Source organism: Glutamicibacter sp., assembly GCF_035257265.1.
Taxonomy (GTDB): Bacteria; Actinomycetota; Actinomycetes; order Actinomycetales; family Micrococcaceae; genus Glutamicibacter.
Map to the genome: position 1 here is coordinate 29,767 of NZ_DATEXC010000056.1, position 12,768 is coordinate 42,534.

12 protein-coding genes are annotated in these 12,768 nt (G+C 53.2%); 7 read left to right on the forward strand and 5 right to left on the reverse strand.

Annotated elements, in window-relative coordinates; genetic code table 11:
* Position 1: 1 nt before the first annotated feature.
* The 4 genes from nrdE to VJ369_RS15535 all read left to right on the forward strand — a co-directional run bounded on the left by nrdE (position 2) and on the right by VJ369_RS15535 (position 6,437).
* Positions 2 to 2,140, forward strand: coding sequence for a class 1b ribonucleoside-diphosphate reductase subunit alpha (gene nrdE / locus VJ369_RS15520; protein ID WP_324092947.1), 2,139 nt, complete (start codon positions 2 to 4; stop codon positions 2,138 to 2,140).
* 518 nt (positions 2,141 to 2,658) lie between these two features.
* On the forward strand, positions 2,659 to 3,633 hold the full coding sequence (gene nrdF / locus VJ369_RS15525) for a class 1b ribonucleoside-diphosphate reductase subunit beta (RefSeq protein WP_324092948.1): 975 nt from the start codon (positions 2,659 to 2,661) through the stop codon (positions 3,631 to 3,633).
* 254 nt (positions 3,634 to 3,887) lie between these two features.
* Positions 3,888 to 5,165, forward strand: coding sequence for an MFS transporter (locus VJ369_RS15530; RefSeq protein ID WP_324092949.1), 1,278 nt, complete (start codon positions 3,888 to 3,890; stop codon positions 5,163 to 5,165).
* Between the two features lie 51 nt (positions 5,166 to 5,216).
* Positions 5,217 to 6,437 carry an FAD-dependent oxidoreductase gene (locus VJ369_RS15535; RefSeq protein WP_324092950.1) on the forward strand — a complete coding sequence of 407 codons (1,221 nt, stop codon included), beginning with the start codon at positions 5,217 to 5,219 and terminating at the stop codon, positions 6,435 to 6,437.
* An 84-nt stretch (positions 6,438 to 6,521) separates the two neighbouring features.
* On the opposite strand, the gene VJ369_RS15540 is transcribed toward VJ369_RS15535, so the two are convergent.
* From VJ369_RS15540 to VJ369_RS15550, 3 genes are all read right to left on the reverse strand, one after another.
* Positions 6,522 to 6,725, reverse strand: a complete 204-nt coding sequence (locus tag VJ369_RS15540; protein ID WP_096254701.1) for a cold-shock protein — start codon at positions 6,723 to 6,725, stop codon at positions 6,522 to 6,524.
* A gap of 534 nt (positions 6,726 to 7,259) precedes the next feature.
* On the reverse strand, positions 7,260 to 8,252 hold the full coding sequence (locus tag VJ369_RS15545) for a MerR family transcriptional regulator (RefSeq protein ID WP_324092951.1): 993 nt from the start codon (positions 8,250 to 8,252) through the stop codon (positions 7,260 to 7,262).
* A 34-nt stretch (positions 8,253 to 8,286) separates the two neighbouring features.
* The gene (locus tag VJ369_RS15550) at positions 8,287 to 9,228 is read right to left on the reverse strand and encodes an NAD(P)/FAD-dependent oxidoreductase (protein ID WP_324092952.1); all 942 of its coding nucleotides are present in this window, start codon (positions 9,226 to 9,228) and stop codon (positions 8,287 to 8,289) included.
* A 78-nt stretch (positions 9,229 to 9,306) separates the two neighbouring features.
* Here VJ369_RS15550 and VJ369_RS15555 point away from each other — a divergent pair, with 78 nt between their 5' ends.
* Complete coding sequence (locus tag VJ369_RS15555; protein WP_324092953.1) at positions 9,307 to 9,888, forward strand: XRE family transcriptional regulator; 582 nt, start codon at positions 9,307 to 9,309, stop codon at positions 9,886 to 9,888.
* Between the two features lie 73 nt (positions 9,889 to 9,961).
* Entirely contained in the window at positions 9,962 to 10,780 is an 819-nt protein-coding gene (locus VJ369_RS15560) for a thioesterase family protein (RefSeq protein ID WP_324092954.1), read from the forward strand.
* Here the strand turns inward: VJ369_RS15560 and VJ369_RS15565 are convergent.
* Complete coding sequence (locus tag VJ369_RS15565; RefSeq protein ID WP_324092955.1) at positions 10,777 to 11,439, reverse strand: uridine kinase; 663 nt, start codon at positions 11,437 to 11,439, stop codon at positions 10,777 to 10,779. The genes VJ369_RS15560 and VJ369_RS15565 overlap by 4 nt on opposite strands.
* A 70-nt stretch (positions 11,440 to 11,509) precedes the next feature.
* On the opposite strand from VJ369_RS15565, the gene VJ369_RS15570 reads away from it, so the two are divergent.
* Complete coding sequence (locus VJ369_RS15570) at positions 11,510 to 12,247, forward strand: lipoate--protein ligase family protein (RefSeq protein WP_324092956.1); 738 nt, start codon at positions 11,510 to 11,512, stop codon at positions 12,245 to 12,247.
* Positions 12,248 to 12,341: 94 nt separating this feature from the next.
* Here the strand turns inward: VJ369_RS15570 and VJ369_RS15575 are convergent, their stop codons facing one another.
* A complete protein-coding gene (locus tag VJ369_RS15575) occupies positions 12,342 to 12,620 on the reverse strand; it encodes a mycoredoxin (RefSeq protein ID WP_324092957.1) in 279 nt (92 codons plus the stop codon).
* Positions 12,621 to 12,768 lie beyond the last annotated feature (148 nt).

A 12,768-nucleotide genomic window follows, 5' to 3' on the forward strand; every position in this document is an offset into this window, starting at 1 on the left:
GATGAGCGAAACTAAAGAGCTCCCCGCAAACATGCAGGGTCTGAGCTACAACGATCTGAACGCCATGCTGAACCTTTACGGTCCAGATGGCAAGATCCAGTTTGAGGTGGACCGCTACGCAGCCCGCCAGTATTTCTTGGATCATGTTAATAACAACACCGTCTTCTTCCACGACTTGGATGAGAAGCTCGAATACCTGGTCAAGCACGAATACTACGAGCGTGAAACTCTCGACCAGTACTCGATGAACTTCATCCGTGATCTTTTCAAGCGTGCCTTCGCTAAGAAGTTCCGTTTTGAAACCTTCCTCGGTGCCTTCAAGTTCTACACCTCCTACACGCTGAAGACCTTCGACGGTAAGCGTTACCTGGAGCGTTACGAAGACCGCGTGTGCATGGTTGCCTTGCACCTTGCACGTGGTGACGAGCAGTTGGCCACCAGCCTGGTTGATGAAATCATCGGCGGCCGTTTCCAGCCTGCAACCCCCACGTTCCTCAACGCCGGCAAGGCACAGCGCGGAGAGCTCGTCTCCTGCTTCTTGCTTCGTATCGAAGACAATATGGAGTCCATCGCCCGTGCGGTGAACTCCTCGCTGCAGCTGTCCAAGCGTGGCGGTGGCGTCGCACTGTCGCTGACTAACCTGCGTGAGCATGGTGCACCGATCAAGCAGATCGAGAACCAGTCCTCCGGTGTCATCCCAGTGATGAAACTTCTCGAAGATTCCTTCTCCTACGCTAACCAGCTTGGAGCACGTCAGGGTGCTGGCGCGGTCTACTTGAACGCCCACCACCCAGATATCCACCGCTTCTTGGACACCAAGCGTGAAAATGCCGATGAGAAGATCCGCATCAAGACTCTTTCCCTGGGCGTGGTTATTCCGGACATCACCTTCGAGCTTGCCCGCAAGAACGAAGATATGTACCTCTTCAGCCCATACGACGTGCAGCGTGTCTATGGCGTGCCGTTCAGCGAAATCTCCGTTACCGAAAAGTACGAAGAGATGGTTGATGACTCGCGCATCAAGAAGACGAAGATCAGCGCCCGCGAATTCTTCCAGACTCTGGCCGAGATCCAGTTCGAATCCGGTTACCCGTACATCATGTTCGAGGACACCGTAAACCGTGAGAACCCAATCGAGGGTCGCATTACGATGTCGAACCTCTGCTCGGAGATCTTGCAGGTTTCCTCGGCTTCCGAGTTTGCCGATGACTTGAGCTACTCCAAGGTCGGCAAGGACATCTCCTGCAACCTCGGCTCGATGAACATTGCCAAGGCTATGGACGGCAAGGACCTCGAAGGTTCAGTTGATATCGCGATTCGTGCCTTGAGCGCGGTCTCGGACATGTCCTACATCGGTTCGGTTCCATCGATTGCCGACGGAAACAAGAAGTCGCACGCCATCGGCTTGGGCCAGATGAACCTGCACGGCTTCCTAGCCCGCGAACACATCTACTACGGATCCGAAGAAGGCATCGACTTCACCAACATCTACTTCTACACGATCCTGTTCCACGCGTTGACCGCGTCGAACAAGATTGCCATGGAGCGCGGTGAAACCTTCGATAACTTCGAAAACTCGAAGTACGCATCCGGTGAATTCTTTGACAAGTACACCACTCAGCAGTGGGTCCCGGCCACCGCGCGAGTGAGCGAACTCTTCGACGGAATCCACATTCCTACCCAGGAAGACTGGAACGCGCTGAAGGATTCGGTCATGAAGCACGGAATCTACAACCAGAACCTGCAGGCTGTGCCGCCAACCGGTTCGATCTCGTACATCAACAACTCGACTTCCTCGATCCACCCGGTCGCAGCGAAGATCGAGATCCGCAAGGAAGGTAAGATCGGCCGCGTGTACTACCCGGCTCCTTACATGAACAACGAGAACATCGACTTCTACGAAGATGCTTACGAAATCGGTTACGAGAAGATCATCGACACCTACGCCGCTGCAACTCAGCACGTAGACCAGGGCTTGTCCCTGACGCTGTTCTTCAAAGACACCGTGACTACTCGTGACATCAACAAGGCGCAGATCTATGCATGGCGTAAGGGCATCAAGAGCCTGTACTACATCCGCCTGCGCCAGCTTGCGCTGGAAGGCACCGAGGTTGAAGGTTGCGTCTCCTGCGCACTGTAAATTGAGGGCTTAAAAACTTCTGGGGACAGATTTGCACATCTGCCCCCAGAAAAGTCCCGGATGACGGAACTTCCATTGGTATGGAACGTTCAGTTTAGCGGAGATACTGTCCCACAACCAAGTGGGCCTCCGGTCCGGGCAATGCTCAGACCGTAAGGAGGTGGTTATTTTGGCAAAAAGCAACGGCGGTAAGTACCGCAGTGCTATTTCCGGTCGCTATGTAACGTCAGCGCACGGTAAGCGCAGCCCAAAGACTACTGTCAAAGAATCTAAGTAGATAACCTACTCTGATCTTGCTCGGTAAGTTCGATCCTAATTCCAGTTGATCGTGCCCCGTGATGTCTTTTCGCTAGGGTCAGTCTGACTTCTTCAATGGAGGTCAGGCTGACTTTTGTGATTTAAAAATATTCGTTCGATGTTGTGTAAAGCACGACCCACTAGAATGAGAGAAAACGTCAATACAGGGTAGAGTTGATCCGAGACATAAGCATGACTGAGATAGGTAGTTAAGGGATTTAATGTCGGATAGAGTTCAGCTCACCCACAAGGTTGAGGCAATCAACTGGAACCGTATCCAGGATGATAAAGACGTAGAGGTTTGGAACCGTCTCGTTAACAACTTCTGGCTACCGGAGAAGATTCCATTGTCCAACGACATCCAGTCGTGGGGGACTCTGACCGAGGCCGAGAAGCTGCTCACCATGCGCGTTTTCACCGGTCTGACTTTGCTTGACACCCTGCAGGGTACCGTCGGTGCGGTCTCGCTGATCCCTGATGCACTAACCCCTCACGAGGAAGCCGTGTACACCAACATCGCCTTCATGGAATCGGTGCACGCAAAGAGCTACTCTTCGATCTTCTCCACCTTGGCTTCCACCAAGGAAATTGATGAAGCTTTCCGCTGGTCCACGGAGAACGTGAACCTGCAGAAGAAGGCCCAGATCATTGAGAGCTACTACCACGGCGAAGATCCGCTCAAGCGCAAGATCGCTTCGACTCTGCTCGAGTCCTTCTTGTTCTACTCCGGCTTCTACTTGCCGATGCACTGGTCCTCACACGCGAAGCTGACGAACACCGCGGATCTGATCCGTCTGATCATTCGCGATGAAGCCGTCCACGGTTACTACATCGGCTACAAGTTCCAGAAGGGACTTGAAGGAGCCAGCGAAGAGCGCAAGCAGGAGCTGAAGGATTACACCTTCGAGCTGATGTACGAGCTGTATGAAAACGAAGTCCAGTACACCCATGATCTTTATGATCCGGTTGGCCTGTCCGAGGATGTCAAGAAGTTCTTGCACTACAACGCCAATAAAGCTCTGATGAACCTGGGCTACGAGGCAATGTTCCCGGCAACCGTGACCGACGTATCGCCAGCGATTTTGGCTGCGTTGAGCCCGAATGCCGACGAGAACCACGACTTCTTCTCCGGCTCTGGTTCCTCCTACGTCATCGGTAAGGCAGTAAACACCGAAGATGAGGACTGGGACTTCTAGGAAATTTTCCTAATCGTCTAGCTGAAAAGATTTGATGAGGCTCGGATCCCCGCGAAAATGCGTCGGGATCCGAGCCTTTACCTATGTTATTGGCTAATCGGTCTAGTGCTATCTGGCCTTCAGAATTTTCGCCGAGGATTATCCGCTGTAAACTTGCGCCAACTTAGAGTATCAAGGCAATGGGTATCGCCTGATTGGCGACGGATCGACGATACTTGAAAAAGTACTGCTTCTAATGGGCAATGATCGCGGGGATGAAAGTGCAACTTCAGTCATCGAAGAATGACTTCAGCGCATTGGGCGAAGAAGAAGTCCAACGTATTCGGCGCAAGTCAATTTCGGTGCTTGCGACCGGACAGATCCTCGGTGGATTGGGCAGCGGTGCCACCCTCACTCTCGGCTCACTACTTATCGTCAGCATCTCAGGTTTAGACTCCTTGGCGGGAATGGCTGCCACCATGAATACGCTTGGTGCGGCAGTCATGGCCATTCCGTTAGCTTTAATGGCTCAGAAGCATGGTCGCCGGGTTTCACTTTCTAGCGGTGCATTATTGGCCGCCAGCGGCATCGTGGTGATTATTTCCGCAGCAATATTGAACTTTTGGCCATTGCTGATGCTTGGAATGCTAGTACTTGGCACTGGGTCGGCGATGAACCTCCAGTCGCGTTTTGCTGCCACCGATCTATCCAGCAAAACTACTCGCGGCCGAGACCTTTCGGTGGTCGTCTGGTCAACTACTATTGGTGCAGTGATCGGGCCAAACCTCTTTGAACCAGGCGAAGTAGTTGCCCAATATCTCAATCTTCCTGTCTTTACCGGTGGATTTCTTATAGCGATGGTAGCTCAGCTAGCTGGGGCTCTAGTTTATTTCTCTGGCTTACGTCCTGACCCATTACGGGTGGCGCAATATCGGGCCTCCGCTCAGGCAAAAACTGACCAGCTTCGCCGTCGAGGTTGGAATATTCTGCGCAACACACCTATGGCCAGACGTGCGGTGCTGACCGTTGCGCTATCCCATATGTACATGGTCGCAATGATGTCGATGACACCGATTCACATGCAACACCACGGAGCAGAACTAACCCTCATTGGGTTTACGATTTCCATGCACGTGGCCGGAATGTACGCTTTATCTCCAGTATTTGGTTGGCTTACCGATAAATTCGGTGCCCGACCGATCATTCTTCTGGGGCAAACATTGCTGATCTCGGCGAGTCTTTTAGTGTGGGCCAATCCATCAGACCATACGATGACAACCATCGCACTGCTTTGTTTGGGTCTCGGGTGGTCAGCGTCAACGGTGGCCGGTTCCACCATGATTTCCGGCGCCGTAGAAGTCTCCGAACGGCCACAACTACAGGGAACATCCGATTTGTGCATGAGTTTAGCTGGGGTCATTGGTGGGCTTAGCGCTGGTCCAATTCTCGCGGTTGTCGACTTTGAAGGCTTGGCAGTGGCCTTATTGGCTCTCGCAATAATTCTGATTGGGCTGAATCTGCGGGCAACCCGAACTGAGACTATCCGCGCCTGAGAAATAGTGCCAAGCTGAAAGTAGCCAGAAGCTTCCTAAGGAAGGGTAATTATGGACTCCTCGACTCGATGCATCATAGTTGGTGGCGGCCCTGCAGGCATGGTGGCCGGTTTGCTTTTGGCACGGTGCGGAATCCCAGTCACTGTTTTTGAGAAGCATGGTGATTTTCTCCGCGATTTCCGCGGAGATACCATCCACCCATCAACGCTTCAGTTATTAGATGAACTGGGACTGATGGGTGAATTCGAAAAAATAAACTACTCCAAAGTGACTCATGCTGAATTCCCTTGCAAAGACGGAACCCTCAGCACTGTGCTCGATCTGTCCAGACTCAAGCACCCCTATCCTTATATTGCTATGGCTCCGCAGTGGGATTTCTTAGACCTCTTAGCGCGCGCTGGTGCCAACGAAGACTGCTTTGAACTGCGCATGAACTGCGAGGTGACTGATTTACTCATCGAGGGTGGTCATGTCGTTGGGATTCGCTATTCCGGACCCGAGGGTATGGGGCAGATGCAAGCGTTGCTGACGATCGCTGCAGATGGCCGCTGGTCGAAGGTTCACGAAGTTGCAGGAATATCAATGAAAGCGTTTCGCGTGCCACTAGACGTTTGGTGGTTCAAGGTTCCGGGCCAGCTGAAGACTGAAAACGTACTTGCACCAGCCTTTACGAAAAACCGTGCATTCGTTCTTATTCCGCGTAATGGTTATGTCCAAACCGCAATGCTTCTATCCAAGGGCACGGACGCACAGTTGCGTACTTTGGGTGCCGAAGTTTGGCACCAGGCAATTGCCGCTGCAGCTCCCGAGCTGCACGACGGTGTCCAAGGATTAAAGCTTGAGGATGCAAAACTACTGGATATAAAGGTCAATAGGGCAATACGTTGGTGGCGTCGAGGGCTGCTGTGTATCGGCGATTCGGCTCATGCTATGAGTCCAGTAGGGGGAGTAGGTGTAAATCTCGCGGTTCAAGATGCGGTGGCGGCCGCCCGCATTCTCGCAGGGCCACTAAAGTCAGGGACTATTTCGGATCGCGACGTAGCCGCCGTGCAGAAACGCCGAATTATCCCTACGGTGTTGGTTCAGAACACTCAGCGGCTGATGCATTTGGGCTTGGAACGACTGATGAAAAGCGATGAAGAAGTTGCTATGCCTGCACCCGTGGCAAAATTCTTGAAAGCGTTTCCTGGCCTAACTTCGATTCCGGCCAGGCTACTAGGTGTAGGTATTCTGCAGGAACGACTGCCGGAAGCGGCGCGGAGCCGAAAATAAAAAGGTAAAGCGGGGTTAAACACCAATGGTGCAATACCATCCGAAACGGACGGTATTGCACCAGAAGTTTGGCAGTGCTAAAGCTTAGCGAGCCTGGATGTTGGTTGCCTGTGGGCCCTTTGGACCGGCTTCCAAGGTGTATTCTACGTTCTGGCCCTCTTCGAGGCTACGGAAACCGAAGCTCTGGATTGCGGAGTAGTGTGCGAACACATCTGCCGATCCATCAGAAGGAGCGATGAAGCCGAAGCCCTTTTCAGCGTTGAACCATTTAACAGTGCCAGTAGCCATGTTGTTATTTCCTTATTTATTCATTGGCCACTACGTGACCTTGTTGCCGAGTCGAAATCCGAAACGGAAAATTAGTGGTTACCTCGAGCAGTACTATATTTGGCGAATTCCATGCCGTCGGTATCAGCTATCGAATGCTGATTTTGCCGATACCGGCCAAAACGGAGGTCGCTACGCACGCTAGATGTCCTTGCGGTCCATAGACATGACTGTGGAAATGCCAGAGTCAGTGGAGTAGAATTTGGAAGCCGCATCGTGGAAACGCTGAGAAGCGTCTGGACGAGCTGTAAGCGGTGAAGAAGAGAAGATGAAAATTCGTTTCGATAGGAGTTCGCTCATTCCGAAGAATCATTGAACCGATTTGCTGCACAGACGATTTGCTTGTCTTGCTACAAATCTAACTGCTAACGTTTGCTGGCGGATGACTCACACCTGCAAGCGTCGAGGTAACAAATTAAGCGTACCATCATTTTTGCTGCTTTGCCTACCGCCGGCCTCTCAGGCAGAGGCCGGCGGTAGAAATGGCACCAAGATCTATAGATGCGAGTGCCAGTGCGCGAACGGATTGGTGGTTTGCGCCAAGTCGCCCTCATCGTCCTCAACTCGAAGGATGGACCTATCAATCACGCCGCCCTGGTAAGCGACAAAATCACCGCCATACCGCTCTTTATTTCCGTGCCGAACAAAGAAAGGTCCACTCGGCAGGACCCCTTGTTCGTACATTTCATGATGAACATGCTGGACCATTTGGTTCCATTCGGCAGTGCCGAAAGCTGAGAATTCGGGTACGGCAAAACCAATCTCAATGTTTCCAAAATTATTTTTCACGGATCCAGGAATAGCTGGTAAATTTTCGCTCTCTTCTAATCCCGCATACATCCGGAAGGGAGCCTCATCAGGATCTTCTGTGGTTTCAACCCAATACCAAACTTGTTGCATCATTTCTTCGCTAAGTGCTTCTGAAAGAAGTTTCTTCTCAAGTCGCTGGGTCGCTTGCTTGAGGTTGGCGGAGCTTCTTGACACGAGAGGGGTTGAAATACTCAGTAAAGAGCGCGCGGGGCCATGCTCGGAAGCAACGCTCTCAATTCCTGGTGGCAGTAGCAACATGCAGTCCATGGGGGATGGAGATGACGCTAGATGATAATCAACCGAGGTCATTTGTTTGTACATTTCTGCAAACTTTGAGAGTTCGTCAGGCTCCTCGAGCTGCGCGGCAAGCGCTCCATAGGTTTCCAGGTCCTTGTAAATGCGACTGGCTAAAACTCGCTGACTACTTCTCAGGATGGCCTCATAGGTGTCATCGTCGACGTCATCAACAATGACACGCTTAATGCCTGCCAGGGTGAGTCCCAGTGCGCGATACTGACGAATCAGCATCACCGTTCCAAACTGGGCCGAACTATATTTGCGGTATCCAGTGAGCCGATCAACCCGAACTGGTTTAAGCAGGCCGATTTTTTCGTAGTGGTGAAGCGCCTTCACCGTCACGTTCATTAACGTGGCAAATTCCCCAATGCTGTATTCCATATGGTTATCGTATGGTCTGCCCCTAGGGGAGAGTTCAAGCCTGTACCTCATTTTGTGCCATTTTTTTCTTCGCTGTTTCCATGGCTAATTCAGCATTAATGAAAGCGCCGGACATGGTGCCGGCAGCGGCTGATGCGCCAATCATCGCGCCGATATTAGCTACGTTTCCTGCGGCGTAGACTCCGGGGACGCCAGTGGCTCCCGTCTGTTCGGCCGAAATGAACGTACCCATAGGGTTTTCGCTGAGTTCGCCACCCAGCTCCAAATAAATCGAGGCGTTCGCAGTGACTTGGCTCGCTACAACGACAGCTTGAACTTCCAAGTCCGTACCATTTTGCAAGCTGAGCGAACTGACCTGACCACTGGCGTTGACCGCTAGCCTGATCACCGAGGAATCAATTACCTCCACTTCGAGAGCGGATAGCAGCTGACGATTTTCAGCACTGAGCTTTTCTGGTGTGTGGTTGACGAAGATAACTTTGTCGCTGAGTTGGCTGAAAAGCAGAGCCTGATGAGTGCTCATTTCACTAACTCCGAGGATTGCAATTTGCTGATCGCGCACCTCCCAGCCGTGGCAGTAAGGACAATGCAGCGCGGAGACGCCCCATGCTTCTTGAAGACCGGGAATTTCGGGCAAGATATCGCGTGCGCCTGTTGCCAAAACGATGCGGCGGGCGGTCCACTGTGACGATTGGGTGGAGATTTTGAACCCCTCTTCAACTGAGCCCTGAACGGATTCGATGTGCGCAGAAACGAATTTGACGCCGTAGCCAACAGCCTCGGCGTGGCCCGCGGCGATCAAGTCCTTTGGGCTGATTCCCTCGTGGCCAAGAACATTGTGAGCATGTGCTGAAACGGCATTGCGTGGATGGCCTTCATCAACCACGAGCACTTTTCGCCGTGAGCGGCCTAACGCTATGGAAGCTGCCAGCCCTGCGCTGCCGCCGCCGATGATGATTACGTCAAAGTTTTCCATGGTGTTCTCCTTGCGTGTGATTACTAGTGCAAGATCCAAACTATCGACTTCTTGCATGAATCGTGTATCTTTTTGCGTATGACGCAAGAATTGGATTTGGACTCGGTAATTCGACAACGCATACGCGCATTACGGCAAAGCAACGGCTGGTCTTTGGACTCGCTGGCCAAAAGGGCAGACCTCAGCGTCTCTACGCTCAGCCGGATCGAAACTGGGAACAGGCGTATAGCCCTAGACCAGTTAGTTCCTATTGCTAGATCCTTGGGTACAACCTTGGATGAATTGGTAGCCCCAGCCGATGGGAAAGGCGTAATTATTGGCCCTGAGCCCATTACGGTTCCCGGCATGACGATGTGGAAGCTTTCCGATGACGACGCCGTCAACGGGGTGGTGGTTACGAAGATCCGCTTCGATCCGGAGCAGCATGTCGCACCAACCGAAGCCCGAGTGCACCCGGGCAAGGAATGGTTCACGGTACTGTCAGGCGAAATTCAGCTCACCTTGGGGGATCGGGTGTTCCATGTGAAATCCGGGCAGGCAGCACAATTCGACACCATGACTCCGCACGTTATCCGCGCCATCGGTGGTGTCGCCGAGGTATTGAGCATGATGGATAGTGCCGGAACTAGAGCGCACCACGACGACGGGCGAGAAAGCTAAGCCACTTCTCTGTCCAAGTTTTGGTTAGGCTGTGAGCTAGGACCCATAAGTTTGTAGACCGGGAGATTGACTCATGACACACCAGCTCGAAGATGAACTGGATAAGATCCTCGCCAACGGCGACTTCTACTTCGAAACGCTAGGAGAAGGTCGTTATCGCTCGTCGTGGCATACGCAGGGAGCGTGGAACGCACACGAGCAGCATATGGCCCCTGCCTCGGGAATCCTGACCCATGCTTTGGAGAACTTCCAGCCCCGAGATGACATGCGTATCGCTCGGCTGAGTTTTGAAATTCATGGGTTGATTCACGCAGGTGAATTTGAAATCACGACTCGGATGATCAGGCCGGGACGCACCATTGAACTGATCGAAGCTGAGATGACCGCTAAGGGGCGCACCAGTATCGTGGCCCGGGCCTGGCGAGTCATCACAGCTGACTCCACTGCTGTCGCGGGAATCGAAGATGTCACAGTACCTGGGCCTGAGGAAAGCGAACTGCAGAACATTTCTGCGCAGTGGCCCGGTGGTTACATTCGCTCCATTGAAATGCGTGCTGTGCCAGGTCGTCGCCCCGGTAAGGGAATCGCTTGGCTGCGCACCCCATATGCTCTGGTAGACGGTGTTCAAGCTTCACGTTTGGCCAGTTTGATTGGGCTGGCAGATACCGCCAATGGTGTGGTGCCACGTACGGAACCTGGAGACGGAAACTGGATGTTCCCGAACTTGGATCTACAGATCCACATGTACCGTGCGCCCGAAGGCCAATGGCTGGGGCTAGAAGTTCAGCAAAGTTACGGTATCGATGGCATTGGGCTAACCTCTACCGTGTTACACGATACTTCGGGAGCTTTTGGCCGTGCTGAACAGATTCTGACCGTACGCCAGCTCTAATGAGCCGTTTCAGCGAGCTGCGCTAGAAGCTTCTTCAACTGTGGTTTAGGCGTGACTGTGAAGCCCTTAGCGCGGTAGGTTTCGCGATCTGCGCCGTGCGCCCGGAACAGGGCGTAGCCGCGCTTGATCAAGAACAAGACGGGCTTACGGCGTTGGGAAACATCTCGGACGAAGCGCCGGATGGAGGTCAAGAGAGCCGGCTCATCGACGTAGTAGGCCTGTACATTCAGGCCCTTGTCGCGCAAAGGTTCCAATATCTCGGAGAGGAATATTCCTTCGGCGATGATTGGGCCACCATTTCCGCGCACTTCGCGGTGTCCGGTGTAGCTGGAGGTAGTGATCGAATAGTTCGGCACCATCGTGAATCCCTGGGTTAAGAGCTCATCCACCGCGTTCAGTGCTGCCTGCATATTCCAGGTGTCCGGGTGATCCCAGTCAATCTCTCCGTAGCCGGTGCGTGGGAACTGTCCGGGGTGCCCATCCTCGCTGATCTGCCGATAGAACTCATCGAGTGGGAGATGCGGGTTGCCGAAACGGCTGGCAAGGTATGACTTGCCCGAGCCGGAAGGCCCGCCGACGAGGATCACGGGGGTGGAAGATAGAGGCACCAGATTATTATCACGCAGAACCTTGGGTAATTCGAATCGGGCGATTGGCATCACGGCTCTCACAGGTCGAGTTAAGCCGCGGCGGGCGGGCATGTGTAGCTAACTGAATTAGACTCGGAACATGACCCTTTGGAATCCCGAATCGAGCGCGCCGCTGTCCTATCAGTTTGAGGATGCTAGTGGGGATCCCGAAGCTGACTTGGAACGCGGTGTGCAATTACTGCGTGAAGTTCAGGCCGGCAGCAGGGGCGCGCTATTACGGTTTTACCGACCCGATCCAACGGTAGCCTTTGGACAGCGTGATATCCGGCTACCGGGATTTGAACGTGCAGCCCAAGCAGCCCAAGCAGCTGGCTATGCTCCACTGGTACGCAAGGCCGGGGGACGTGCAGCTGCCTACCACCGCGGCACATTGATTGTGGATCATATCGAACCACATTCCGAAGCGATTATTGGGCAGCAACAGCGTTTTAAAGTATTCGCAGATCTTTATGCCCGAGCTTTTCGAAAGCTGAACGTCGATGCCCATGTGGGCCCGATCGATGGCGAATACTGCCCGGGTGACTACTCGGTACATGGGGTCCCTGCAGAAAGCTCACGTGCCAACTCCGCGGTCAAACTTATCGGCACAGCTCAACGGGTGATCTCCGGTGCCTGGCTATTTAGCAGTGTGTTTGTCATTGAAGACTCCGCCCCGCTGCGTTCGGTACTGGACACGGTCTATCGGGCCTTGGAGATCCCCATGGATCCATCCACCGTGGGTGCCGCGGATGACTTGGTCGAGGGCATTACCGTAGAAGACTTCGTGCTGGCGCTGCTAGAGGTCTATCGCGAACATACGGGACTTCTCGACGCCTAACAGCTTTCTAACGCTGAACTTAAAGAAGCCTGATACCTCCCTTTGAAGGGGAGGTATCAGGCTTCAAAATTTTGTGCGGGCTGCAGCTAGGAAGTTAGGCGCCTACGCGCTCGACAACTTCTTCGATTCGTGGGTTGGTGGCTGCGGTACCATCTGGGAAAATCAGGGTTGGCACAGTCTGGTTTCCGCCGTTAACGGATTCCACGATCTCGGCGGTGCCCTCGACCTCTTCGATATTGACCTCGGTGTACGCCACACCCTTCTGATCCATCAGACGCTTGAGGTTGCGGCAGTAACCGCACCAGCTAGTGGTGAACATGGTGACCCCGCCGGCAGCAGGAACATACTTTTCAAGATTTAATTTGTTGCTCATACTTCATGTAACCATGTGAGCTTACTGTTTGTTCCGCTTTACCGGGCGCAAGCCAGATGAATTTTCTTAGCTGAGCGAGGAACGCGCCAACAGCAGTCATGCGGACTACACTGGTGCCCAACGACCAAGGGCGACAGGAAGTGAAAAC